We start from the raw sequence: 24,940 nt of genomic DNA on the forward strand, positions 1-24,940 counted from the left end.
ATTCAGTGCGACTCCGATCCGGAATGGCGCTCGTAGCGGGAACGGGCGCGGTCGTACGCCGTGTGGAGCAGCTCACGTGTCGTCGTCTCGGTGCGGGCGCCGGGATTGACCACGGCGAGCCAGCCGGCGGAGCTGTAGGTGGGGTGGGGGAGGACGGTGTCGGTGACTCGGTAGTCCACGTCGGTGGGTTGCTGTCGTGGTGTGTGGCCGGTCCATTCGGTGAAGGCTGCTTTTCCGGCGGCGATGTTGACGCGGAAGCTGTTGGGGTGGTTCAGGTCTGAGCTCGGCTCGCCGGGATAATCCTTGGTCACGACTGTCGCGAAGGGCTGGGTTTTGGTGGGCACCACGCCCTCGGGGGAGTAGTAGAAGAAGGAGTCGCCCCAACTGATCTCCGGCCATTCGGTCCCCGCGGTCGGGCTGAGGATGAGAACGCCGTCGAGGCCGGCCACGAAGTCGATGATCTCGTCTATGGTCATAGGTTCCAGCGTCTCATTCAAGTGCTTGTGTGGACTTGGCATGCAGTCACGAGGAGATTCGGGTGGTAAATCTCAAATCGCAGGTGAAGCGCACGGTCGATATCGCTCGACGCGCGGGCTACTCGGTCCAGCAGGTGCGCAATCTCGAACGGGACGGCGTACTGCCGCCCGCCACGCGCACCGCGACGGGTCACCGGATCTACGGGGAGACCCACCTGCACTCGGCGCTCGCCTATCGAGCACTTGCGGCGGGCGCGGGCCCGACCGAGGCCAAGCGGATCCTCCGAACGTTCCACAACGGCCCGATCCCGGAAGCCCTTGCCCTACTCGATGCGGCCCATGCGCGACTGCACACCGAGCGCATCGAACTCGGACATGCCGAACAGGCTGCAGCCTCGATCTCCCTCGAGCCGATCGATGACGTGCACAGCTCCGACGCGATGAGCATCGCCCAGCTAGCCGACGCGCTCGGCATCCGCACCTCGACGTTGCGGCATTGGGACGCAGAAGGTTTGGTGATTCCAGACCGCAACCACACTCGACAAGGAGCCCGGCACTACACACCGAACCAGGTACGCGACGCCCGAATCGTCCATCAACTCCGAAAAGCGGGTTACCCGATCGCCCACCTACGCGCCGTGATGCCGGACCTGCGGAGCGTGCACCGATCCGAAGACCTGAACTCCGCGCTCGCCGCCCGCGACGCCGGCCTCACCGCCCGCGCCACCGCGCTCCTCGACGCCGCCGCGGAACTGCGCACCGTGGTTTCGCTCATCACGAAAACCGAATCGGCGCAATAGGATCCAGTGCTCGCCCGATCCGGCTGACTACCGGATCGTTGACCAACGGCGCCTACTACTCGACAACCTCGGGCACGGTCGCGTCGGTGTCGTCAGATCGCTGAAAAGTGTTGAAAGCAAACTATGTTCGGACCGATTCAGGCGCGTCGCGCGCCGACAACTTGCGGACACCCAACAGCAGTGGCACGATTCGCAGGTTCGGGGGGCTCGTTCGACATCGCCGAACTTTGTGTTGGACAAACTTTTTGATGGGGGAAATTTCGTGAATCTCGACTTCAGCAACGACCCACAATTCTCGTGGTACGTGGTCCTACTGCTGGTGAGCGGCCTGGCGATGCTGGCCTTGTCCTTCGCCAAGTCTCAGGGCAACGTCGGCCAAATCCTCAACGCCGTCTTCGGCACCCTGTTCGTGGGCTACGGCATCTACCTCGCCTTCCTCTTCGAAGGCGGCTCGTACTGGATGTTCTTCCAGGCGTTCATCCTGCCGGTGCTGCTGGTGTTCCAGTGGGCCAAGTCGCTGGGTAGCTCCGGCAACCGCTCCGCGTAACGCCTATTACCAGGTCCGGCCGCTGACCGCTAGCTGAACGAGTGCGGCAAGGGTCACAATCGGTCTCTGACCAGGTCGAACAGGTACCGCGCCGAGAAAAGTAGTTTCGCGAACCAGCATGTGGCTACCCCTTGGAGAACGCCGATACTGGCCGTCGGCGCAGATATCGTGCAGACGGCTGGTCGGCGGAACCGCAGTTCGCCAGTACTTGGCGGACCGCAACGACAGCGGGAAGGAAACGAATACATGCTGATGCTCACCCCCACCGCCATCGAGGTCGTTCGCAACATCACGTCCGCGGAAGGCGCACCGGATGAGGCCGGCCTACGCATCTCCACCGCGGACGGCGCCGAGACGCTACAGCTCGAAGTGGCCGCCATTCCGGGCGAGCAAGACCAGGTCCTGACCGCCGAGGGCTCGCGAATCTTCCTGGATCAGGAGGCTGCCGCGTTCCTGGACGACAAGGTCCTCGACACCGGAACGGACGCCAACGGCGCCGGCGGCTTTGTGATTGCGTTGCAGGGCAAGTACTCCTAAACCCACACCGTCGAATGGACGCGTGGCCGCATCAGTGGCCACGCGTCCGTCCGTTCTAAGCAACGAGCGTGAGGTGCGCGACCCGGCTCTGACCGGTCCCACCCGCTCGCGTCAGCAGGCGAGCAACGGCCTCGGCCACCCGCCCCGGCTGCTCCAGAATCACCGAATGCCCTGCGCCCTCGACCATGACGAAGTCCGCGTACTCGACCGCGGCCGCCATCGCGACGGAATGCGACGCCGGCGTCATCAGATCGGCGGAACCGCACAGCACCAACGTCGGGATCTTCGAGAGCACCGCGAGCGCGTCGGTCTGGTCGTAGCCCATGAAGCCGCTCAGGAAGCTCGCCATGGTCACGATGGGCGTCTCGTTGTGCATCGCGTTGGCCAGCGCGAGCACCCGCGGACTGACCTGGCGATCGCCGAACTCCGCCATCCGGATGATCGGCGCGAAAACCTTGCAGGCCAACAGCTTCGCGTGCTGCATGAGCACCGGAGCCCGCCGGACCGCCGACTGGAACACCGAAACCACCGGGTTACGCAGCAGCCGGCCGAACCCCGCGTCGGCCAGCCCGCTCGCCGCCGTCGCGATGAGTCCGACACCGACTATGCGCGAACCGATTTCGTGTGGACGCTGGCTGACGTAGGTGAGCACGGCCATGCCGCCCATCGAATGGCCGACGAGGATGACCGGACCGGTAGGGGCGACCGCATCGAGCACGTCACGCAGGTCGTGGCCGAGCTGCTCGAGGTGGTAGGTCCGCCGAGACGCCGCGGCCGAATCACCATGACCCCGATGGTCGTAACAGACCACCCGGGCCCCGGCGTACTGACGAAGCAGTGCGTCGCGAACGTAGGTCCAGGACTCGGTGCGCAAGCAATGTCCGTGCAGGAGAACAACAGTCAGCTCCGCGTTCCGCGGTCCGTATTCGCGAACCGCAAGCGCCACACCGTCTTCGGTCGAAACCGTGGCACGGCGTTCGGCCGAGGTGACGATGGTGCTCGAGTTCGGCATCGGAGGCTCCGGATTCGCTGGTGGTGACAGCTACAACTGTGCGCCGCAGCCGCCGCCGATATCAGGCCCCCGAGTGCTGAGCCCGGACCTCCCAGGTGGAGCAGATCCCCACCCAAGGTGGGGTCACGAGCGATCGACCTGGGGTTGCAGGAGTCGCTCGTTGAGGTATCTGCGTACTCCGTCGACATCGATCGGCTCGCCCGAGGCGAAGATCCGGTCCAGGTCGGCGCAGGCCAGGGCGGCCGCGGTGGAGCGGGGCAGCATGACGGATTCGTACGCGCGGACCGCTTCGTCGAGGGTGGGGTGGGTGGCGATGGCGGCGGCCAGGTCGGTGCCATCGAGCATGGCGAGGTTCGCGCCGATGCCGAACGGGGGCATCAGGTGGGCGGCGTCGCCGAGCAGGGTGCGGCCGGGGAGGTGGTCCCAGGTGTGTCCGACCGGGAGGATGAACAGCGGACGGTTGACGAATCCGCCGTCACTGCAACGGAATAGGTCGAGCAAGCTGTCGTGCCAACCATCGAACACGGTCAGCAGGTATGCGCGGACGGCCGCGGTGTCGTCCAGTTCCAGACCCGCGGTGCGGTACCAGTCGTGCGGAACCTCCAGCCCGGCATAGACGCGGATGTGGCCGCCGCTGTTGCGTTGCGCCGACAGCATCGTGGGACCGGACTTGGCGATGACGGTGCCGTCGCCGACCAGTTGCGCCAGCGCGGGGTGGCGGGTGTCGACGTCGTCGAGGAAGGTTTCGACGAGGGTGCTGCCGGTATGCGTCGGGGTGGCGGTGGACAGGGTCGGCCGGACCCGTGACCAGGCACCATCCGCGCCGATGACGAGATCGAACTCCTGGGTGGTGCCATCGCGAAACCGCAGTGTCGTGTCATCGAGGACCGACTCGACGGCTTGCCCCCAGCGGACGGTCCCGGGAGCGAGCGATTCGAGGAACAGGCCGCGCAATTGACCTCGGTCGATCTCCGGCGCGTAATCCTCACCGGTAGAAGGCTGTTCGTGACGCAGGAGTTTGGCGGTAACGGGATCGAGGGCACGCATCTCCTGGCCTTCGGGACGCGCCAGCTCGCGGAACGCGTCGAACAACCCGGCCGCCCGAAGAGCGACCTGACCCGTGTCGGCGTGCAGGTCGAGCGTCCCACCCTGGCTACGAGCGCCAGGGGAGTGCTCTTGTTCGAACACGGTGACCGCGCGACCGTGCAGTTGAAGTCCGCGGGCGCAAGCAAGTCCGCCGAGGCCGGCGCCGACGACCGCGATGCGGGGATCTGAAGAGAAGCTCATGCCTCCATGAAACCTAACTCACTAAAAAAGTGCAATCACTAAACTTTCATAGTGACTAGACCTTCATTGGTAGTCTGGGCGGCGTGGACGAACCGATCGGGCGCCGCGAGCGCAAGAAGGCCCAGACCCGCAAGTCGCTGGCCGATGCCGCGCTGCGCCTGTTCCTCGAGCACGGCTACGACCGAGTCGGGGTCAAGGACGTCGCCGATGCCGCCGACGTCTCGGTGACCACCCTCTTCAAGCATTTCCCCAGTAAAGAAGCCCTGGTCTTCGACCTGGACGACGATCTGGAGGCGGCCCTCGTCGCCGCGATCCGCGACCGCGCGCCCGGCCGGTCCATCCCGCAGGCCCTGCGCGACCACATCCTGTCGCGGGTCGCGAAAGTGCAGGCAGCGGCGGGTCAAACCGCCGCATTCGTCCAGATGATCGCCGAGACCCCCGTCCTGCGCGACTACGCCCGCCGCATGTGGCTCCGCCACGAAACCGCCCTGGCCACCGCCATCGCCGTAGCCGTCGGCGCCCCTGCCGACGACCCCGCCTGCGCCGCTCTGGCCCGTTTCGCCCTGGACGCCAGCGATCTCATCGAACGTCACCCCGACCCCGAACGTGCCGCGGAAGACATCTTCGATCTCCTCGAAAATGGTTGGAACACAACTCGTTCCGGATAGTTCACGAACAGATCGGCCGCCCCGAATCGGACACGGGTTATGCTGCCTCGATCCGAATGCTCGATGGGAAGGGGGCGTGGTGCTTGGGGTGGGGGACTCGTTCGCCGGTTATCTCGTCGAGGGTGTGCTCGGGCAGGGCGGGATGGGCACCGTCTATCGGGCCCGGCATCCGCGTTTGCCGCGACTGGTCGCGCTCAAGCTGCTGCACCGCGCGGTGTCCGAAGACGAGGAATTGCGGCGGCGCTTCGAATTGGAAGCCAATGTTGTTGCGCGCCTGGATCATCCGGGAATCGTCGGGGTCTATGACCGCGGCACCCAGGATGGGCATCTCTGGATCTCCATGCAGTACATCGCCGGCACCGACGCCGCGCGACTAGATCCTCGTGCCGCGCCTCCGGGACACGTCGTGCAGATTGTCACCGACACGGCGGACGCACTCGACTACGCCCATGGTCGCGGAGTGCTGCATCGGGACATCAAACCCGCGAATATCCTGCTGACCGAATCGAAATCCGGGCAGGGGCCGCGCGCGATCCTCACCGATTTCGGTATCGCCCGATTGCTCGATGCCGACACCAAGCTGACCGCCACCGGAACATTCACCGCCACACTCGCTTACGCGTCGCCGGAACAACTGTCCGGCGAACAGGTGGATCACCGCGCCGACCAATATTCGCTGGCCTGCACGCTTTTCACTCTGCTGGCAGGGCAAACCCCTTACCCCGCAACGAATCCAGGGCAGATAGTCGCCGGGCACATCACCAAACCGGTCCCACGGCTCAGCGATCGACGCCCCGACCTGCCGGCGCCGCTCGACGACGTCATCGGCCGCGCGATGGCCAAGCAGCGACACGAAAGGTTCGCCAGCTGTAGCGAATTCGCGGAGGCGGCGAAGGATGCGCTGTTCGGCAGGCCTGCCGTCGCGGGGTACCGGACGGCACCGACCGTGCTGAACACGCGACCCGAGCCGACTCCGTCACCTGCGGTCGACAGCGATCCGCGACGGCGTACCGCGCCGACAATGCTGAATCAACACTCGGATCCGGCATCGGTGTATCCGTGGCAGATGTCACCGGTAGCCGATCCGCCCCGCCCATCGGGCCGTGCCGCCAAAACCGCCGCCGTCCTCGCCTTGCTGTTCGGACTGATCGCCGAGGTGCCCGCGGTCGGCGCAGTGATCGAGTTGATCAGGGGACATGGCACCGACGCGGCCACCGAAATGATCGCGATAGCAGCCGTTGTCACCGCACTCGCGGCATTGCTCATCGGCGGATCTTTGGCACTCATGCTGCGAAAACGCGGCGGAAGGCTGGCGGTCGCAATCGGTTCCGCGATCGTCACACTCGCCGGCTTGGCCGCCGTCGGCGCGGTGCTCATCGACCGCGACTACACCAGCCTGGCGATCTTCGGCTCGGTGCCGGTGTTTTCACTCATCGCCCTGTGGTGCGCGACGTCGCATTCGACCACGCGATGGCTCGCGTACCGGGACGACAGCGAGCTGTGACAGAGCAAAGGTGGGCCTCGTAAAACGAAGCCCACCTTCACATTCCAGCTTTCTACTTCAGCGTGATGTCATCCACGCTGTACGACCCTTGGCCGTACCAACCGTGCACCCATACGGTGACCTTCGTGGTCGAGGCACCGGTGGTGAACTTGGTCGAAAGTTGTTGGTACGCACCGCCGGTACCCGGAGTCCAGGTGGACGTGTCAGTGGTGCCCGAACCGGTGACGCCGAGGTAGACGTAGTTGCCGTTCACCCACGCCGACAACGTGTACGCGTGATTCGGCTCGACCGTTATCTGCTGCGTGCACTGAGCAGTGTCGCCGCTGCTCGCCGCCGCGGTGAGGGCGTTCTTGCCGCCGTGCACCGGGCTGGTGACGAGCGTGCCGAGGTTGCCCGCGCAGGACCACGGGGCCAGTGAACCGCCTTCGAAATCACCGTTGACCACACCGTTTCCGGTGGGCGGCGTGGTGGTTGTGGTGGTCGGCGGAACAGACGTGGTGGTGGTCGTCGTGGTCGTAGTCGTGGAGGTCGGCGGAGTCGTCGGTGTGGTCGTCGGCGGCGTGCAGGTGGAAGCGCTGCCGTTGACGGTCTTGACCACCTGGTTGAACAGCGTCGACGCCGCGTCCAGGTTCTCCAGCGAGTACATCATCGCGCCGCCGAGTCCCTTGCAGTGCAGGTAATCCGACTTGGCCTGGATGGATTGCAGCGAGTCGCCGCCCCAGAAGTTGGTGCCGTCGTAGAAGTAGGCGGCCTGCGCTACCGGGTCGTAGAACGTGCGGGACGGATTGTCGACGACGCCGGCCAACTCCTTGTACATCCGGATGCCAGGGACGTTGCCGGAGGACGGTCCGCCCGGCGCCGGACCGGTCGCGGGTTGGAACAGCCCATTCTTGTTGCCGGGCTGCACGCCCGTCCAGCCGCGGTAGTAGAACGGGTAGCCGATGGTCAGTTTGGTCGGCGGGAAGCCACCGGGGATGCCGTAGGAACTGTCACCCGTGGTCCACGCGGTGATCGCCTCATCGATGTTGTATTTCGCGTTGCCCGGCGGGACCGGGTTCATCGGGTCGTCCGGCCTGCTGTAGATCGGATCCTGGAAGTTGGTCGGGCCCTTGGCATCCCATGCGCCGTGCATGTCGTAGGTCATGACATTGACGAGGTCGAGGTAGTTGCCGAGTTTGTCGGTCTCGTAGTTGCGGATCTTGTCCTGCCCCGCCGCCACGGCCGCGGTCAGCGAGTAACGCTTGTTGTCCACCAGGCCCTGCGCGTCCAGCTGCTTGCGCAACTCGGCGGTCAGCAAGGTGAAGTTGGCCCGGTCGGCCGGTGAGGCATGGTTGCCGAGATGGCCGCCGCCACCGGGATACTCCCAGTCCAGATCGAGGCCGTCGAACACGCCCTTACCGGTGCCGGGGCCGCCGTAACCGTCGGCCTTCGGCAGGTTGCCCTTGATGAACATGTCGATGCAGGAGGACGCGAACTTCTTGCGCGCGGCATCGGTCGCGGAGATGTCGGAGAAGAACTTCGAGTAGGTCCAGCCGCCGATCGACAAGAGCACCTTCAGGTTCGGGTGCTTGGCCTTGAGCTGCTTGATCTGCTTGAAGTTGCCGACGATCGGGTCGTTCCAGGCGTCCGCGGTGCCGTCGACGCTGATCCCCGCGCCGAACGACTTGCCGTAGTCGGCGAACGAATCACCCGCGCCGTCACCGGCATTCGGGTTGTTCTCGTCCTGGCTGGCCGCCTTGTTCGCCTCGAAGCAGGTCAGGTCGGTGGGGTGGATGTTCGCGAACGCGTACATCATGTAGTCGAGCTTGCCTGCCATGCCCGAGGTGTCGACGTTCTTGAGGTAGAAGGCGTTGTCGTAGACCGACCATTGGTTGTAGTAGCCGATTTTGACACCGCCGGAGGTCGGGGGCGCCGCGGCCGCGGTCTGGGCCGGTGCGTTGGTGAATCCCACCAACACCGCGGCTATGCCGATCAATAGACTCGCGACCATTGCGACGAGCCCGGTAGATTTCGCCGTTCGCATGGGGTCCTCCCTATGGGGACGTTGGATCGGTCCCCGATGAACGGAATCGCATAAAGGTCAGCGAATCGTTCACCGCGACATTTCTGTGTGCGCGCGGCGATGGCCCGAAGATCGTAGGCGAACGAGAACCGAAATATATTGTGCTGGTGGTTGACCCGGCCGATGGGGGTGCCGCCGAGTCCGGCCAACCGTTTGAATCATGACATGTTCGGCGTCGTCCGGATCCCCAGTATGAGAGTGGGGAATTCGGCTGGTCAACGGGTTGTTTCCCCAGTTCCGGAGGGGTAGACGCGGAGCGGATTGCACGAGGTGCAATCGGCGGAAAACGCCTGGTTCCTGCCGGCGGTACAGTCGGCAGGAATCAGGACTTCGCACTACTCATGACGTGATCGATCATCCGGTGACAAGTCGTCCCATCGAGTGAATTTCATCGACGTCGCCGCCGGTGATGAAGGACCACGGCGCGGTGAAGAATCCGCTGTCACCCCAACTCGCTCCCCAGGAATTCTGGATGGTGACGCCATTCTGGTCGTATCCGACGATCGTCACCTCATGGCCGCCGACCGTGCGCTCGTTGCGCGACGGGTTGTAGCGGGAGTTGCTCTTGCTCAGGTTCATGAAACTCTGCCTGACCTCGAATCCGATCGGGACCGGCAGCCCGGCCGAGATCGCATTCTTGATGTTGGTCACGCGATCGCCGGAATCCAGATCCTGTGCGCCGGAAAGCTTGTAGTGCGCGGCATTCGCGCGCTCCGACGCATCGGGCTGGGTGGTGTAGTCGAAATCGCCCTGCCAGTAGTGGGATTTGGTGTCGATGCCCTGGCTGCGCTCCATCGGCAGCGCGACACCCGCCCAGGTGCCCTGGTCGTTGCCCTTCGCGATCTGCGCGTAGATGTACATCGGGGCCATCGGACCGCCGGTGATCCCCTGCTCGTTCATCAGCACGCCGTAGCCGGTGTAACCGGTCGCCCAGGCCACGCACGACCCGACCGGACCCTGGTCGCCCGCCGGCGCCGCGAACTGCTTGAGCGAATAGGACGGCGGCGCGACGGCCGAGCCGACCCGGACCGGCAGCGCGAAACCGGTGCTGGTGTCTTTGTCCTGATTGGCCTTTGCCGCTTGCACATCGAAGCCGAAGGAATGGTGCTTGAGTTCGGGGCCCGCGGTGGGCGGATCCGCTTGTGCGATTCCCACCGAGACGAGTCCGATGCCGACCGCGAATGCCACTGCGGCAGGCAGTATTGAATAACGCATGACAACTCCTGGTTGATTTGTCCGTTTTGTCGATTTAGGGCAGTTGCCCGATGCGCACCGGTAGCCGAAATTGTTGAACTGTTGAACAGCTCGGGCTCTCCGTTGCCACCTTGCGAATGCTCCTCGCAAAACATCAGTGCGGCAACAGCATTGGGTGTTGTTATCGTGTTTCGGATTGGGGACGTTCCCCACTTGCTGCCGTCGGAAGTCGCGGCGTAGTTTTTCCTGAAATTCAGCGACCCGAAAGAGGGTGTCCTAGTGCTGCCGCGAAGAAAACTTCATGCTTGGACAATTGCCGCGACAGTGGTGCTCCTTTCGTTCGGCCACGGTGCGTCCGTTGCCGAACCGCCCTCTCCTGGAACGGATTTCACCGCGCGTCCGACCGGACTGAAGGTCACCACCGGGTTACCCGGCGTCATCGAACCGCGGGTTACCGCCACCGGTTCGAAAACGCTTCCGTACGCGCAACAGGTGCAGGAGTGGAATCAATGGTGCTGGGCGGCCGACGGCGCCGCGATATCCACCTACCTCGGCCACCGAATCGCGCAGGCCGACTACTGCAAACTCGTGCACGCAACCGCGCAGGGTAAACAGTGCCCGAACGAGAGTGCGTCGCTCGAAGAGATCGCCGCCGCATTCAAGAAGATCGGCTTCAACGCATCGGTCGGCTCCCCGTTCTCCATGACCAAAATCGCCGCCGAGATCTCGGCAAACCGCCCCATCCTCACCGGAATAGCCTGGACCGCCGGCGGCGGGCACGCCCAAGTCATGTATGGCTACGACGCAGACAACGGCACCGTCACCTACGGAGATCCCTGGCCGGCGGCACAACGAATCGTCACCCAGACCCTCACGTCATATACCCAAAACCCCGAATGGGCTTGGTTCGGCGAAGATTACGGAATATCGAAAAAGAAATGAGCCGCCCCGCAGCCGCCCTCCTGCTCGCCGCCGCACTGACAATCCCAGGCTGCGCCGCGCCCCACACCCCGGCAAGCGCCGACCTCAACTGGGCCCCCACCCCGGATACCGAAACGATCGATCGAGTCCTGGATTCTCCCGAGGCAACTCGACTAGCCGCCTCGTTCCTCGGATCCCAGCACCCACCCCTCACCACCGATAACCCCCACCCCCTCCGCCGCATGGGCACCCAAATACTGGTCTACGCAACCAATCCAAAGTTCGCGACCGATCCCCAATCCTCCCTACAAACCGCCGGCGCCCCGTCCTACATCGCCATACCAGCGACAATCACCCCCCGACCCACCCCCGACACAATCCAACTAACCCCAACCCCACCCCACACCCCCCAAGCGATAGCCACCGGAACCGAAGAATCCCAATCCGCCCAATCCCTCCCCACCAACGCCCGCCTCCTCCTCGACTACCCCACCCACACCTGGTTCGCCTGGACCCAAACCCAAGTCACCACAATCTCCTCCAGCACCCACCCCGACCTGACCGGCAAACAGTTCGACACGAACCAGTTCAAAGATTGGCTGACATCGCGATGAGGCAGACGAGCGATCGGGTGCCGGACATCTGAGCGGAACCCGCAGGTTACGCCCTCAGCGACGCGCACAGCCGCTACGCTCGACGGACAACACTGTGCGGGGAGGGTGCGTTGCGGGACGTCGGATCGTTGTGGGAGGCACTGGACGAGCAGCTGCTGCCGTTGCTCCGCCGATACCGCCGCAACCTCGCGTCGCTACAGGTCGACACGAAGGCCGACAACACGCTGCTGTCCGAGGCGGACCTGGCCACCCAGACGGCCATCATCGAAACCATCGGGCGGCATTTCCCCGGGTCGCGATTCGTTGCCGAAGAAGACGAAGCGGAGTTGCCCGGCTCCGGTGAGCCGACCTGGATCATCGATCCGATCGACGGCACGAGCGAGTTCGTCACCGCCAGCGGACGCGAATTCTGTAGTGTCGTATGCCTTCTCGAACATGGTGTACCGAGCGCGGCGTACGTCCTTGCTCCCGAATTGGGTGTCGATCGCTCACCGATAACGATTCACTGGTCGGGAGAAGTCACGGTGAACGGGCATACGGCGGAGCCAATCAGCCCGACAACGTCACCGAGACGCGCGTCAGTGACGCGCAGCAAGAACTCCACCGCCCGGAAGTTCGAAATCGATCTCGCCGACGCCGGTTGCCTCATGAAGACCCGCACCACATCCCAAACCCTCGACATGGTCAGAACCTGTATCGACCTGTCCGCCTGGACGCAGGCGCCGGAATCCCAGTTCGACCTGTTCTACCGGCCGAATCAGAAAGTCTGGGACGGCGCCGCAGGCATCGGCCTGACGGCAGCGATGGGCCGCACAGCCACCGACGGCCGCGGGATCTCCCCGCTGCCGCTCGCCCAGGAGTTCCTGAACCAACGCGAGCCCATTTTCCCCGAAACGATTGCAGGCGACCCGGACTGCGTGCGGTGGTTCGTCGAGTTGCTCGCCGAGTCCCGGAGTGGTTGATGTCGAATCGTGTCATGGTGGACATCACGACGTTCATCAGCGCCGAGGAATTCATCCTCTCCCAGAACCACAGCTCCCCGGCACGGCCTCGCGATCCCTTTGCGCAGCAATGCTATGCGGAACTCGTCCAGTCACTCATCTACTTCGACGAGGTGCTCGTCCCGCACCCGATCAAACTGAACCCGATTCCTGCCGACTACGGCGACCTCCCGCGAATCCTTCGCCATCTCTTCGATCTGCGAATCGCGGTGCCGATGTCGATCGGCTCGGGTGAAGCGGCGGCTTTGGTCACGGCCGAGCACGCTGCCATGGAGACGCTCAAAACAACCGGCGTCGAGACGATGCTGCGGTTTATCGATAAGACTCGCCGCGCCGATCGCGAGGTGCAGGAGCGCGGCGGCGGTCAGCGGATGCTGGCGAATATCGCGGCGTGGGCGGATTACCAGTGGGAGAACGTGCGGATCGAAGGTCATCACCGCGCCCGGATCAGCGGCGCCGATGGAGTGGAACTCGACCCGTTCGGTCAGTGGGCGCGGGCGTCATCGTTCGCGATGGAGGGACAATTCCGCAGTTTGATCGAGGACAGTGAACAGCAGCTGTGGCTCATCGCGACATTGGTGCGGTCGCTGCGCTACTCGGCGCGGGCGAAGGTGAAAAGTGTCGCCTACACACCACATCCGCTGCGCCGCGACTTCTCGGTGATGTTCGACCTCTTCGACGACGGCGTCGCGGAGAGTGCGATCGAGGAAGTGATTTCGGCGGTTCGCGGGATACCCAGTGAGATTCGGAAGGTCGCCGGGGCGCGGCAGGGGCGTCGCTTGCAAATGCTGGAGTACCAGTTGCCACTGCTGGGCGGGCGATTGTGGTCACTGCGCGACCGCGGACGGTTCACCGATGAGCGCTGGCTACAGATGATCTGTGGGCGCATCGACGAATACCGCTCGCGTGCAGTCGATTTCCGGCGCGCACTGTCTCGCTGCGATACCGAAGAGGAAGCACGTCGCCTGGAACTCGACGTGGAAGGCGTCCGCGATCAACTGCTCAGGCGATTGGGTCTTGAATCGGCCGAGCCGAACGAGACGGAGACCACCCTGATCGAGGCCGCGGCATCGGTTGCGGAACTGGTCGGGCCGGGGATACCGATCACCCGGCCGCTTCGGCTCGCCTTGGTTCCCTTTCGGCGCTATTCGGGAACCTTGGAGGGCTTGCACCAGAAGTTTCTCTACCGCGAGTTCGTCAGCGGTATGTGAGGCCGCGCTAGGTGCGGTTTTTGGCCGGCCTGTTGGTGGCGGCGCGGCGTTCGGCTTCCTTGGTGGCGATTCGCTCGTTTTCCTTGACGACCTCGGCGTAGTTTTCGCGCTCGCGGAGTAGCCATTGTGGGGGGTCGGCGAGGAGGGTGGCGATTTCGTCGGCGGTCAGGGCGTCGGAGACTTCGGCGCGGGAGAGGCCGGAGTTGGAGACGCCGAGTTTGCGGGCGGTGACGTCGCGGGGGAAGGGGCCGGTGCGGCGGAGTTCGGTGAGCCACTCCGGGGGATCGGTGCGGAGGGCGTCGAGGTCGGCGCGGGAGAGCGGGGTGTTGCGGAACGATTCGGGGGCCGCGGGGAGGTAGATGCCGAGCTTGTTGGCTGCGGTCAGAGGCTTCATCAGCTGGGGGTTCGGGTCCGGGCTCACTGAAACAGAGTATCCGGTGCCGATATGGTTCCTGGCATGAGCCGGTTCGAGTCGATCGATGTCGCGCGCCTACGGTGGTTTGTCGCGGTGGCCGAGGAGTTGCATTTTGCGCGGGCGGCGAAGGGGTTGAATATTTCGCGGCAGCGGTTGAGTCAAACGGTCATCGATTTGGAGGGGGAGCTGGGCACGAAACTGTTCGTGCCGGGGGCGCAGCCGACTCAGCTGACCGCGGACGGCGAGGAACTGCTGGGGGAGGCGCGGGAGTTGCTCGCGCGGGCGGCGGAGGCGGCGGTCGAGGAGCGGCCGGACGGGCCCGCGGCGTTGCGGGTGGGGTTCGTGCCGGGGGTGACGGTGTCGAAGTGGACGCGGATCTGGAGCGAGCGTTTTCCGGATACGCCGCTCGAGGTGGTGGGCGTGCCGATGGGGGAGCAGGAAGCGGCGCTGCGGGAGGGGCGGGTCGAGCTGTGCTTCGTCCGGTTGCCGATCGATCGGGACGGGATGAGCGCGATTCCGCTGTATCGGGAACTGCCGGTGGTTGTGGTGCCGAAGGATCATCCGATCTCGGTCTTCGAGCAGGTGAGCATGGCGGACCTGGCCGATGAACGGATGCAGGACGCGTCCGATATCGATGCGGTCGAGGGCGCCATCGAGCTGGTCGCGGCCGGCGTGGGTGTCGCGGTGGTTCCGCATTCGATCGCTCGGCTGCACGCTCGGCGCGACCTGGTGTACCGGACGGTGACCGATGTCGCGGACACGGAGATCGCCCTGGCCTGGCCGACGGATCGGACCAGCGATCTGGTCGAGGATTTCGTCGGCGTGGTCCGCGGGCGGTCCGAACGTAGTTCTCGTTCCCCGGCCGCGCGCGCCAAAAGCCCTGAGCCGCAGAAGAAGACGCCGCCGAAGCGAGCCGGTCGACCGAACCCGGCAAAGAATACGGCCGCCAAGAAGAAGCCGGCGAAGCGTCGAGGGCGCTGAGCCTGGGGTGAATCCTTTTGCGGTGTCGGCCCCTCTCATGTCCGTGCCGGCGACCACGCCGGCCGGAGATCGGGAGGTTGTCGTGATCATTGCCGCGATTGTTGTTGCCGTACTGCTTGTTTGCGCATGCAGCGTCGCCGTACTGCGTCGTCGGAGTTCGAAATGACTTGGCCCGATGAGCAGTTGGTGGCGGCGGCGCGCGCGGGCGATGTGGACTCGCTCACCGCCCTGGTGTCGGGAACGCATCCGCATATCAGGCGGTTCGCCTTTTCGCTGTGCGCGTCTGCCGAAGACGCCGAGGACGCGGCGCAGGAGGCGCTGATCATTCTGTATCGCAAGATCGGCACGCTGCGCGCGTCAGGAGCGTTGGCGTCGTGGATGTTTCGGATCGTCCGCAACGAATGCCTGCGCCAGGTACGGCAATTGGCGGGCCGGGATGAGCCGATACCGGACGACTCGACGGTATCGGCGGAGGAAGAGGCGATCCGGCGCTGGGAGGCCGAGCGGGTGGCGTCGGCCATCGCGGCCTTGCCCCTCGATCAGCGGCAGGTGCTGATCATGCGGGATATCCAGGGGCTCGGCGGGCGAATGGTGGCCGAGCGGCTCGGTCTCAGCACGGCGGCGATGAAATCGCGGCTGCACCGGGCTCGTTCGGCCGTGCAGTGCTCGTTGCGCGACGGCTGGGACGGTCGCGAATGAACGAGCAGACCTTCGCGAGCAGTTCGGTACCGCGGCATCTGATCCGCGGCGTCGCGGGATTCGGCGCGTTGATCGGAGCGTTCGCGCTGATGCCGTGGGCAGGAGCGGCGAGTCTGCTGCTTGCCCCGATCGGCTTCGTCGTACTCCGCGGCTGTCCGACCTGCTGGGCGATCGGATTGTTGCAGACGATATCGCGGGGGCGGCTGCAACGTTCTTGTACAGACGGACAATGCCAACTGATCCGACCCGTCGAGCGGGACAAGTGATGTCCCGCTCGACGAGCGTCGAAACTCATTCGCCTACTGGCGAATTCAGCTGTTCGCCCCGCACACCCGGTTGAGTTCGTTGGTGACGGGGTCCAGGTCGGTGACGTTGTCGTCGGACAGCGCGTTGGCGTAGGCGACGATGACGTCCTTCTCGGCCTGCTCGCCACCGCTCGCGGCGATGGACAGCAGGGTGAGGTGCAATGCCTGGGCGACCGGGTCCTCCAGGACCCCGTTGGGGGATCCGGCGACCGCCTTGTTGATCGCGTCGACGGCACGGCCACAGGTCTCGGACTGGGCGTGCGCCGTGCCGGCGGGCAGCAGGAACAGCGAACCGACGGCACTGGCGGTCAGCAGCGCGGCAGCGAAAATCTTGGGCATAGCGTCCTCACGGTCTGGTCAGCAAGCGAAGGTCCGCGACCCAACCGAGTCGCGGACCTCTCGACGCATACCGTACTTGGCCGTACATACCCGGCGAAAGCCAATATCTGTCAGGGCATTCGGCCCCGGTCGATCAGCGCGGCTTGCGGCGCAGGAACGAGTCCCGGACCAGGATGCCGACGATGGCGGCGGCGAAACCGATCAGGTAGATGTCCTCGACACGTCCCTTGTGGTTACCGATCACCATCGCGACCAGGATGAACGCGACGATCCAGCCGGCGATGCGGAAGGTGCGGGGCGACTCACCGCTCCACCCCCATGCGGCGGAGGGAACCTCGGCGGTGTCCACGTGAGTGACGATGCCGCGCTCGGTGCTGGCGGGTTCGAGTTCCGTGGCGGCCACGATTCGCTCCTTAGCTGGTTCGGGATGGACTGCTGCTCGATATCGTGACATACGACGGTGCGTCGTTGTAAGTCGGGACACGCCGCTGGGGGAAGGCGGAGCCGACGGGGCGGGTAAGGACAGTACGTAACTTTTTGTGCGCCACAATGAAGGCGTGTCCGACATCGTGAGAGTCCTGCTCCTCGGCAGTACCGGATCCATCGGTACCCAAGCGCTCGAGGTGATCGCCGCCAACCCCGACCGGTTCGAGGTGGTCGGCCTGGCCGCGCGCGGCGGCAATACCGAGCTACTCGCCGCGCAGATCGCGGCCACCGGGACGCGCAATGTCGCGGTCGCCGATCCGAAAGCCGCTCAGCAGCTCGACATTCCGCTGGCCGGCCCGGACGCGGCGACCGAACTGGTGCGCCGCACCGAGGCCGATGTCGTGCTGAACGCGCTGGTCGGCTCGCTCGGGCTGGAGCCGACCCTGGCCACCCTGCAAGCGGGTACCCGGCTCGCGCTGGCGAACAAGGAATCGCTGGTCGCAGGCGGTTCACTGGTGACCCGCGCCGCCGCGCCCGGCCAGATCGTGCCGGTCGACTCCGAGCATTCCGCGCTGGCCCAGTGCCTGCGCGGCGGCCGCGCCGAGGAGGTGGACCGGCTGGTGCTCACCGCGTCCGGCGGACCGTTCCGCGGCTGGACCGCGGAGATGCTGGAATCGGTGAATCCCGCTGAGGCCAAGACCCATCCGACCTGGTCCATGGGCCCGATGAACACGCTGAACTCGGCCTCGCTGGTGAACAAGGGCCTGGAGCTGATCGAGACGCACCTGCTGTTCGGCATTCCCTACGACCGCATCGACGTCACCGTGCACCCGCAGTCGATCGTGCACTCGATGGTCACCTTCACCGACGGCTCCACCCTCGCCCAGGCCAGCCCGCCGGACATGAAACTGCCCATCGCGCTCGCCCTCGGCTGGCCCGACCGGGTCCCCGGCGCGGCCCTGGCCTGCGACTTCGGCACCGCCGCCACCTGGACCTTCGAGCCGGTCGACCACGAGGTCTTCCCGGCCATCGAGCTGGCCCGCCGGGCCGGCGAGGCGGGCGGCAGCGTCACCGCCGTCTACAACGCCGCCAATGAGGTTGCGGTGCAAGCCTTCCTGGACGGCGTCATCCGTTTCCCGGACATCGTCCGCACGGTGGCCGCCGCGATCGAGGCCGCCGACCAGTGGCGCACCGAACCCGATTCGCTCGCCGAGGTCCTCGCCGCCGACACCTGGGCCCGCGAATTCGCCCGCGCCCGCGTGCACGCCTGACCCTGTACCCCGACCGGACTCGCCCGCCGACCGCCACCTGGCACACTGAACACGTAGTGCCGGGCGGGGTCCGGTTACTGTGGTCGGGGTGCTCGCGGCCGTGACGGGATGTGCGGGCCAGGTTTGTGGGCGGCCGATCCGGCGGTCGCACTTCATCAAGGCGAGCTGCGCTATGCAGGAGGGCTGCTAAACACATGGTCTACGCGTTGGGGTTCGTGCTGTTCGCGCTAGGCATCACGATTTCGATCGCGCTGCACGAATGCGGGCACATGTGGACCGCCCAGGCCACCGGCATGAAGGTGCGGCGGTACTTCATCGGTTTCGGGCCCAAGGTGTTCTCGTTCCGGCGCGGCGAGACCGAATACGGCCTCAAGGCGCTGCCGCTCGGCGGCTTCTGCGATATCGCGGGCATGACCGCCCTGGACGACCTCGCGCCGGAGGAAATCGACCGCGCGATGTACCGCCAGGAAACCTGGAAGCGGATGGTCGTGATGTCCGGCGGCATCGCGATGAACTTCCTGCTCGGTTTCATCCTGGTGGTCTTCCTGGCCATCGGCTGGGGCCTGCCCCGGTTCGACCAGCCGCCGGCCACCGCGCTCGGCAACATGAGCTGTGTCCCGCAGCAGAATCCGGACGGCAGCACCCAGCCGTGCTCGGGCGCGGGTCCGGCGCAGCGCGCGGGTCTGCAACGCGGCGACATCGTCAAGTCGGTCAACGACGTGAAGGTGACGACCTGGAAGGACTTCCAGTCCGAAACCCAGAAGCAGTCCGGCCCGTTCACCTACACCGTCGAGCGTGACGGCAAGACCATCACCATCCCGGTCACCCCGGAACGCGTCATGCGTTACCCGGAGGGCGGCGGGGCCGGACGTGAGGTCGGTGCGGTCGGCGTCGGTGCGGACTTCTACGAGCCGGTCAAGTACAACGTGCTGAGCGCGATCCCCGCCGCGGGCGCGTTCACCGGCGACATGTTCGTGCGCACCTTCCAGTCACTGGCCCAGCTGCCGCAGAAGGTGACCGCGCTGTGGTCCGCGGTGACCGGCGGCGAGCGCGACCCGGAAACCCCGGTCAGCGTCTACGGCGCGAGCAAGATCGGCGGCGAGACCGCCGAACGCGGGCTGTGGGGCGTCTTCATCCTGGTTCTGGCCAGCCTGAACTTCTTCCTCGGCGCGTTCAACATCCTGCCGCTGCTGCCGTTGGACGGCGGGCACATGGCGGTGGTGCTCTACGAGAAGGTCCGCAACACCATCCGCGGCTGGAAGGGCCTGGCCCCCGGCGGTCCGGTCGACTATCTGAAGCTGTTGCCGCTGACCTATGTCGCGGTGGTGATCGGCGGCGCGTACATGGTGCTCACCTTGGTCGCCGACATCGTCAATCCGATCAAGTTGTTCTGATTTCGCGCGAACGAGGTACCCTGTCGCCGGCACTTGGGGGACAGAGCACGTCTGTCGTGGGCGTCACAGGGTGGGTTCGGCGTGCGCGACTAAGCTCGGAAAGCGAACGGCCCACAATGTACGTACGAAAGTAGGCAGCCGAAAGTGACCAGCACAATCGGATTGGGGATGCCCGCCGCTCCTGCGGCCGTTCTCGCTCCTCGACGCAAGACTCGCCAGTTGAAGGTGGGCAATGTCGGGGTCGGAAGTGATCACCCGATCTCCGTGCAGTCGATGACCACCACCAAGACCCACGACATCAACGCCACGCTGCAGCAGATCGCGGAGCTCACCGCGTCCGGCTGCGACATCGTCCGGGTGGCCTGCCCGCGTCAGGAAGACGCGGACGCGCTGGCGACGATCGCGCGCAAGAGCCAGATCCCGGTCATCGCCGACATCCACTTCCAGCCCCGCTACATCTTCGCGGCGATCGACGCCGGTTGTGCCGCGGTGCGGGTGAACCCGGGCAACATCAAGGAATTCGACGGCCGGGTCGGCGAGGTCGCCAAGGCCGCGGCCGCCGCGGGCATCCCGATCCGCATCGGCGTCAACGCCGGTTCGCTGGACAAGCGGATGCTGGAGAAGTACGGCAAGGCCACCCCGGAGGCGCTGGTCGAATCCGCGCTCTGGGAGGCGAGCCTGTTCGAGGACCACGGGTTCGGCGACATCAAGATCTCGGTCAAGCACAACGACCCGGTGATCATGGTGGAGGCCTACCGTCAGCTGGCCGCGCGCAGCGACTACCCGCTGCACCTCGGCGTGACCGAGGCCGGTCCGGCGTTCCAGGGCACGATCAAGTCCGCGGTGGCCTTCGGTGCGCTGCTGTCGGAGGGCATCGGCGACACCATCCGCGTCTCGCTGTCCGCGCCGCCGGCCGAGGAGATCAAGGTCGGCGATCAGATCCTGCAATCGATGAACCTGCGCCCGCGCAAGCTCGAGATCGTGTCCTGCCCGTCGTGTGGCCGCGCCCAGGTGGACGTGTACAGCCTCGCGAACGCGGTCAGCGCCGGTTTGGAGGGCATGGAGGTGCCGCTGCGGGTCGCCGTGATGGGCTGCGTGGTGAACGGGCCCGGCGAGGCGCGCGAGGCGGATCTGGGCGTCGCGTCCGGTAACGGTAAGGGGCAGATTTTCGTCAAGGGCGAGGTCATCAAGACCGTGCCGGAGGCGATGATCGTGGAGACCCTGATCGAGGAGGCGCTGCGCATCGCCGAGCAAATGGGCGTGGACGCGGGTGCCGGCGAGCCGGTCGTCACGGTCGGCTGACGCCGCCGCCGGTGTGTAGCCGGACTTCGTCGGGTTCAGCTGAACGAATCATGAACTGTTGCGTTCGGCATAGCCGTACCACATCGTCGATTTTCGTGGCAGGCTAGCAACGTGCGGAGTCTGCTGGAGCCGACGCGTAGGGCGAAGTACGTTCCCGCGCGTCAGCTCGCGAACCGGGACCTGGGACAGGTCCTCCGAGTGCTGGATGCCGATCCGGTGGCCTCGTGCATGGTCGCCGCCCGGCTCCAGGAATTCGGCCTGGACAGTTCTCGATGTGGGCAGGGCGAACTGTGGAGCCGCGGCGGTCCCGCGGAGTCGCTGTGTTTCTCCGGCGCGAACCTGGTTCCGTTGCGTGGCGATCACGACGCGCTGCGGGCGTTCGCGGACCGGGCGCTCCGGTGGCCGCGGATCGCCTCGTCCGTGGTGGGACGCCGGGAACTGGCGTTGCCGCTGTGGGAGATGTTGTCCGGGCACTGGGGGCCGGAGCGGGAACTGCGCGGCGAGCAGCCGCTGCTCGCCCTCGCGCAACCGCCGCTGGCCACCCCCGATCCGAACGTCCGCCGCGTGCGCCCGGACGAACTCGACCGCTATCTCTGCGCCGCGATCGCCATGTTCATCGAGGAAGTCGGCGTGGATCCGCGCGCGGGCGACGGTGGCCGCGGCTACCGTCGCCGCATTCAGAGCCTGATCGAATCCGGCCGCGCCTGGGCACGTTTCGAAGACGGCGAGGTCGTGTTCAAGGCCGAGGTCGGATCGTTGTCCCGGCGCACCGGTCAGATCCAAGGCGTCTGGGTGCATCCCGAACACCGTGGTACCGGGCTCGGCACCGCGGGAACAGCCGCCATCGCGAACGCGGTGGTCGCCTCCGGGCGTACCGCGAGCCTGTACGTGAACGACTACAACGAAGTCGCGCGCCGCGCCTACAGCCGCGTCGGCTTCCGGCAGATCGCCACCTTCTCCACCATCCTGCTCGACTGACCCGGGTTGGGCTGAAAGCTGTTTCAGTGGAATGCAACACGGAGCGGCGCGGAGGTTTGCTCAACATTGGCTATTACGATCGGTGCCGATGTCGACCAGGATTGAATCGCTGCGGAAACCGCTCATCGTCACGCTGGCTGTCGCGCTGCTCGCGGTGCCCGCGGCCGGCTGCGCGCGCGGTCCGCAGGGGCCGGTGCCGGCCGCCGACGACTTCGTCGAGGCGTTCGCGAAGCACGACCTGACGGCCGCCGCGAGCTTCACCAATCAGCCCGAAAAGGCCAGTCCCGCACTGAATTCCGCGTGGGATCACTTGCAGGCGGAGAAGTTGAAGGCGAGTACCGGTTCGGCTCGGGTCTCCGGTGACACCGCGACCGTCGACTACACCTACGAGTGGCAGTTGCCCAAGGATCGGACCTGGCGCTACACCGGGCAGTTGCAGATGGGTCGCAGCGGTGGTCGCTGGAAGGTGCGCTGGACCTCCTCGAACATCCATCCCAAGCTCGGCGACACCCAGACGATGTCGTTGCGCGCCAACCCGGCGCCGCGGGCGCGGGTGAACGAGCAGGCGGGTAGCGATGTGCTGGTGCCGGGCAAGGTGTCCCGGGTCGCGTTCACCGCGGCCAACGCCGCCGACGTCGGCGCGGTCGCCACCTCGCTGTCGGCGGCGCTGAGCCCGTTCGATCCGGAGCTGACCCCCGAATCCGTCCGGGACGCGGCGCTCGCGGCCAAGGGCGCCTACACCGTCGCGTTGCTCACCGAGAGCGAATTCGACCAGGTGAGCACCGATGTCATCGGCCTGCCCGGGGTCGTGGTCACCTCGGAGTGGGACCTGGTGCCTACCGATCGCGCGTTCGCGCCGGATTTGCTCGCGCAGATCCGCAAGACGGTGATCGCCGAGGTGGACGGCAAGGCGGGCTGGAGTGTGGTCACCATGAACGCGAACGGCGCCGACACCGACGTGCTCACCGAGGTCCCGTCGCAGCCGGCCCCGTCGTTCTCGCTCAGCGTGGACCGCAACGTGCAGAACGCCGCGCAACGCGCTGTCGACCTGCGCGAAGAGCAGACCATGATGGTGGTGCTGCGGCCGTCGACCGGGGCGATCCTGGCGATCGCGCAGAATAAGGCGGCGGATCGGGACGGGCCGGTCGCGACCATCGGCCAGTATCCGCCGGGTTCGGTGTTCAAGACGGTGACCGCGGCCGCGGCGATGTCCACCGGTCTCGCCACCCCGGACACGGTGCTGCCCTGCCCGAGCCGAATCACCATCGGGGACCGCACGATTCCCAATTACAACCTGTTCACCATCGGGGACGCGCCGATGATCACCGCCTACGAGCGGTCCTGCAACACCGCGTTCGCCAACGTCGCCAGTCGGCTGCCGGGTGACGCGCTGCATACCGCCGCCGCGAAACTCGGTGTGGGACCGGGTTATTCGGTGGCGGGGCTGCCGACTTTCTCCGGCTCGGTGCCGCCGTCGGACGAGTTGATCCAGCGCACCGAGGACGGCATCGGCCAGGGCAAGGTGGTGGTCAGCCCGCTCGGCATGGCCTTGATGGCGGCCACCGTCGCGCACGGCTCGGTGCCGGTTCCGTACCTGATCGCGGGACGCGCGACGACGGTGGACGGCGCCGAGCCCGCTCTCTCGCCGCAGGTGATCACCGGGCTGCGGGCGATGATGCGCAGGGTGGTCACCGGCGGCACCGCAGAGCGGATCGCCGATCAGGGTGAGGTGTACGGGAAAACCGGTGAGGCCGAGGTCGACGGTGGGTCGCACTCGTGGTTCGTCGGTTACCGCGGGGATATCGCGTTCGCGACGTTATTGGTCAAGGGTGGCAGCTCCGACAACGCGGTCGCGGTCAGCCGCGACATGATCGCCGCGCTGCCACCGGGTTACTGAGCCGCGCCGTCCTGTGCGGACGGATTGCTGGTCGAGGCGGTGTGGTCCATGATCACGGCGCCGGCGTCGCCGCCGTCGAGGATCTGGACGGTTGCGGCGCCGCCGAGGACGATGGCCACACTGGCCAGAATTGTGGTGGAACGCTTCATTGTTCGGCTCCCTCAGGTCAGGGGTGTCGACGGGGAAGGGTTCTAGCTGGGCCGCGCAGGGATTACCCGCGCATTGTTTTCTGAAAGTTTGCTGACTTCGGAACCGTAAACCGGGATCGATTCGCCGAACAAGCTCGAGTGGCTGACCACACAGCGCAGCAAGAAAGTGTCTCAGGTCACATTTCGGACGAATCTCGGAGAGACTACCTCCGCGCGGGTGGGTAATTTCGCGGAATTCGCCGAATACGAAAACAACTCCGTCGGACGCGCCATTCGGTCAGATAATGTTCCGGATTCTGCCTCGTGCGGGCGGAGGGTGTCCGATATTGCCCGAGAGCAACCTGGTCGACGAGGCGTTATGCGCGTACTTCGTAGCGGATGTCGTAGGCGGCGGCGATCGGGTTGATCTTCGCGGGGTCGAGTTGGCCGTCGGTGAGCACCGCGGGGCCGGCTTCGAAGAGGTCTTCGAGGTAGTGCTCCCAGCCGCCGGGTGCGGAGATTTGCAGGACCCGGGGCGGGGAGTCGAGACGGGGTGCAGGGCGTGCGGGACGCCTTTCGGGAGCAGCGTGAAGCAGCCTTTTCCGGCGGTGTAGTTGCGGTCGTCGAATTCGATGCCGAGTTCGCCGTCCAGCACGTAGATGCACTCGTCGGCCGCGTCGTGGATGTGGCGCGGAATCGGGCGGGCGACAACCACTTCGAGCAGGGAGAACCGTCCTTCGGTGTCGGCGGTCATCGCTTTGACCGCGAACGCGGGCGGCAGCGGTACCCGGCCGGGGCGGGCCTCGGTGGGGTCGAGGAGGGGGAATCTGTCCTTGGACATTGGCGAGCTACCTTCCTGGATGCAATACTGGAAGCGGAATCCGCTTCCGTTTCAATGAGCGCCGAGGAGTGCCGCCTTGTCAACCCCGTTGCCGCCCAATCGAACTGGGCGCACCGACGCACGACGTAAC

The 24,940-nt window shown here is 65.7% G+C and carries 26 protein-coding genes; 16 read left to right on the forward strand and 10 right to left on the reverse strand.

The window, feature by feature from the left end:
- Positions 1 to 2: 2 nt before the first annotated feature.
- Positions 3 to 476, reverse strand: coding sequence for a DUF6194 family protein (locus tag AB0M22_RS03730; RefSeq protein ID WP_364720608.1), 474 nt, complete (start codon positions 474 to 476; stop codon positions 3 to 5).
- Positions 477 to 538: 62 nt separating this feature from the next.
- Between AB0M22_RS03730 and AB0M22_RS03735 the strand changes: the two genes are divergently transcribed.
- The 3 genes from AB0M22_RS03735 (at position 539) to AB0M22_RS03745 (ending at position 2,360) form a co-directional block, all read left to right on the forward strand.
- On the forward strand, positions 539 to 1,276 hold the full coding sequence (locus AB0M22_RS03735) for a MerR family transcriptional regulator (protein ID WP_364720610.1): 738 nt from the start codon (positions 539 to 541) through the stop codon (positions 1,274 to 1,276).
- Positions 1,277 to 1,538: 262 nt separating this feature from the next.
- Positions 1,539 to 1,823, forward strand: a complete 285-nt coding sequence (locus AB0M22_RS03740) for a hypothetical protein (RefSeq protein ID WP_364720612.1) — start codon at positions 1,539 to 1,541, stop codon at positions 1,821 to 1,823.
- A 246-nt stretch (positions 1,824 to 2,069) separates the two neighbouring features.
- The gene (locus tag AB0M22_RS03745; RefSeq protein WP_364720614.1) at positions 2,070 to 2,360 is read left to right on the forward strand and encodes a hypothetical protein; all 291 of its coding nucleotides are present in this window, start codon (positions 2,070 to 2,072) and stop codon (positions 2,358 to 2,360) included.
- A gap of 55 nt (positions 2,361 to 2,415) precedes the next feature.
- Here the strand turns inward: AB0M22_RS03745 and AB0M22_RS03750 are convergent, their stop codons facing one another.
- Complete coding sequence (locus tag AB0M22_RS03750; RefSeq protein ID WP_364720617.1) at positions 2,416 to 3,372, reverse strand: alpha/beta hydrolase; 957 nt, start codon at positions 3,370 to 3,372, stop codon at positions 2,416 to 2,418.
- 123 nt (positions 3,373 to 3,495) lie between these two features.
- Positions 3,496 to 4,659: an NAD(P)/FAD-dependent oxidoreductase gene (locus AB0M22_RS03755; RefSeq protein WP_364720619.1), complete on the reverse strand. Its 1,164-nt coding sequence runs from the start codon at positions 4,657 to 4,659 to the stop codon at positions 3,496 to 3,498.
- An 83-nt stretch (positions 4,660 to 4,742) separates the two neighbouring features.
- Here AB0M22_RS03755 and AB0M22_RS03760 point away from each other — a divergent pair, with 83 nt between their 5' ends.
- Entirely contained in the window at positions 4,743 to 5,327 is a 585-nt protein-coding gene (locus tag AB0M22_RS03760) for a helix-turn-helix domain-containing protein (RefSeq protein WP_364720623.1), read from the forward strand.
- 88 nt (positions 5,328 to 5,415) lie between these two features.
- Positions 5,416 to 6,831: a serine/threonine-protein kinase gene (locus AB0M22_RS03765; protein ID WP_364720625.1), complete on the forward strand. Its 1,416-nt coding sequence runs from the start codon at positions 5,416 to 5,418 to the stop codon at positions 6,829 to 6,831.
- 52 nt (positions 6,832 to 6,883) lie between these two features.
- Here AB0M22_RS03765 and AB0M22_RS03770 read toward each other — a convergent pair whose 3' ends face one another.
- Complete coding sequence (locus tag AB0M22_RS03770) at positions 6,884 to 8,854, reverse strand: glycosyl hydrolase family 18 protein (RefSeq protein ID WP_364720628.1); 1,971 nt, start codon at positions 8,852 to 8,854, stop codon at positions 6,884 to 6,886.
- A 393-nt stretch (positions 8,855 to 9,247) separates the two neighbouring features.
- Entirely contained in the window at positions 9,248 to 10,108 is an 861-nt protein-coding gene (locus AB0M22_RS03775) for a C1 family peptidase (RefSeq protein WP_364720630.1), read from the reverse strand.
- 258 nt (positions 10,109 to 10,366) lie between these two features.
- On the opposite strand from AB0M22_RS03775, the gene AB0M22_RS03780 reads away from it, so the two are divergent.
- From AB0M22_RS03780 to AB0M22_RS03790, 3 genes are all read left to right on the forward strand, one after another.
- Complete coding sequence (locus AB0M22_RS03780; RefSeq protein WP_364720633.1) at positions 10,367 to 11,029, forward strand: papain-like cysteine protease family protein; 663 nt, start codon at positions 10,367 to 10,369, stop codon at positions 11,027 to 11,029.
- Positions 11,030 to 11,732: 703 nt separating this feature from the next.
- A complete protein-coding gene (locus tag AB0M22_RS03785; RefSeq protein ID WP_364720635.1) occupies positions 11,733 to 12,584 on the forward strand; it encodes an inositol monophosphatase family protein in 852 nt (283 codons plus the stop codon).
- 14 nt (positions 12,585 to 12,598) lie between these two features.
- Positions 12,599 to 13,834 carry a hypothetical protein gene (locus AB0M22_RS03790; protein WP_364720638.1) on the forward strand — a complete coding sequence of 412 codons (1,236 nt, stop codon included), beginning with the start codon at positions 12,599 to 12,601 and terminating at the stop codon, positions 13,832 to 13,834.
- Positions 13,835 to 13,841: 7 nt separating this feature from the next.
- Here the strand turns inward: AB0M22_RS03790 and AB0M22_RS03795 are convergent, their stop codons facing one another.
- A complete protein-coding gene (locus AB0M22_RS03795; RefSeq protein WP_364720640.1) occupies positions 13,842 to 14,255 on the reverse strand; it encodes a DUF5997 family protein in 414 nt (137 codons plus the stop codon).
- 36 nt (positions 14,256 to 14,291) lie between these two features.
- Between AB0M22_RS03795 and AB0M22_RS03800 the strand changes: the two genes are divergently transcribed.
- The 3 genes from AB0M22_RS03800 (at position 14,292) to AB0M22_RS03810 (ending at position 16,195) form a co-directional block, all read left to right on the forward strand.
- Complete coding sequence (locus AB0M22_RS03800) at positions 14,292 to 15,230, forward strand: LysR substrate-binding domain-containing protein (RefSeq protein WP_364720643.1); 939 nt, start codon at positions 14,292 to 14,294, stop codon at positions 15,228 to 15,230.
- Between the two features lie 162 nt (positions 15,231 to 15,392).
- Positions 15,393 to 15,929 (forward strand): RNA polymerase sigma factor, encoded by a 537-nt coding sequence (locus tag AB0M22_RS03805; RefSeq protein WP_364720646.1) that lies wholly within the window; start codon positions 15,393 to 15,395, stop codon positions 15,927 to 15,929.
- Complete coding sequence (locus tag AB0M22_RS03810) at positions 15,926 to 16,195, forward strand: hypothetical protein (RefSeq protein WP_364720649.1); 270 nt, start codon at positions 15,926 to 15,928, stop codon at positions 16,193 to 16,195. The genes AB0M22_RS03805 and AB0M22_RS03810 overlap by 4 nt, the downstream gene beginning before the upstream one ends.
- A gap of 45 nt (positions 16,196 to 16,240) precedes the next feature.
- Here the strand turns inward: AB0M22_RS03810 and AB0M22_RS03815 are convergent, their stop codons facing one another.
- A complete protein-coding gene (locus AB0M22_RS03815; RefSeq protein ID WP_364720651.1) occupies positions 16,241 to 16,573 on the reverse strand; it encodes a hypothetical protein in 333 nt (110 codons plus the stop codon).
- 133 nt (positions 16,574 to 16,706) lie between these two features.
- On the reverse strand, positions 16,707 to 16,976 hold the full coding sequence (locus AB0M22_RS03820; protein ID WP_364720653.1) for a DUF2631 domain-containing protein: 270 nt from the start codon (positions 16,974 to 16,976) through the stop codon (positions 16,707 to 16,709).
- A 154-nt stretch (positions 16,977 to 17,130) separates the two neighbouring features.
- Between AB0M22_RS03820 and dxr the strand changes: the two genes are divergently transcribed.
- The 5 genes from dxr to AB0M22_RS03845 all read left to right on the forward strand — a co-directional run bounded on the left by dxr (position 17,131) and on the right by AB0M22_RS03845 (position 23,841).
- A complete protein-coding gene (gene dxr, locus AB0M22_RS03825; RefSeq protein WP_364720656.1) occupies positions 17,131 to 18,270 on the forward strand; it encodes a 1-deoxy-D-xylulose-5-phosphate reductoisomerase in 1,140 nt (379 codons plus the stop codon).
- 194 nt (positions 18,271 to 18,464) lie between these two features.
- Positions 18,465 to 19,664 carry a M50 family metallopeptidase gene (locus tag AB0M22_RS03830; RefSeq protein WP_364720658.1) on the forward strand — a complete coding sequence of 400 codons (1,200 nt, stop codon included), beginning with the start codon at positions 18,465 to 18,467 and terminating at the stop codon, positions 19,662 to 19,664.
- A 144-nt stretch (positions 19,665 to 19,808) separates the two neighbouring features.
- Positions 19,809 to 20,966 carry a flavodoxin-dependent (E)-4-hydroxy-3-methylbut-2-enyl-diphosphate synthase gene (gene ispG, locus AB0M22_RS03835; protein ID WP_364720661.1) on the forward strand — a complete coding sequence of 386 codons (1,158 nt, stop codon included), beginning with the start codon at positions 19,809 to 19,811 and terminating at the stop codon, positions 20,964 to 20,966.
- A 111-nt stretch (positions 20,967 to 21,077) separates the two neighbouring features.
- Positions 21,078 to 21,944 carry a GNAT family N-acetyltransferase gene (locus AB0M22_RS03840; RefSeq protein WP_364720664.1) on the forward strand — a complete coding sequence of 289 codons (867 nt, stop codon included), beginning with the start codon at positions 21,078 to 21,080 and terminating at the stop codon, positions 21,942 to 21,944.
- Between the two features lie 88 nt (positions 21,945 to 22,032).
- Positions 22,033 to 23,841 (forward strand): penicillin-binding transpeptidase domain-containing protein, encoded by a 1,809-nt coding sequence (locus tag AB0M22_RS03845; RefSeq protein ID WP_364720666.1) that lies wholly within the window; start codon positions 22,033 to 22,035, stop codon positions 23,839 to 23,841.
- Here AB0M22_RS03845 and AB0M22_RS03850 read toward each other — a convergent pair.
- Positions 23,835 to 23,990, reverse strand: coding sequence for a hypothetical protein (locus tag AB0M22_RS03850; RefSeq protein ID WP_364720668.1), 156 nt, complete (start codon positions 23,988 to 23,990; stop codon positions 23,835 to 23,837). The two genes, AB0M22_RS03845 and AB0M22_RS03850, sit on opposite strands and share 7 nt — an antisense overlap.
- A 277-nt stretch (positions 23,991 to 24,267) precedes the next feature.
- Complete coding sequence (locus AB0M22_RS03855) at positions 24,268 to 24,810, reverse strand: cupin domain-containing protein (protein ID WP_364720670.1); 543 nt, start codon at positions 24,808 to 24,810, stop codon at positions 24,268 to 24,270.
- Positions 24,811 to 24,940 lie beyond the last annotated feature (130 nt).

This window comes from Nocardia sp. NPDC051756, assembly GCF_040681495.1.
GTDB lineage: Bacteria > Actinomycetota > Actinomycetes > Mycobacteriales > Mycobacteriaceae > Nocardia.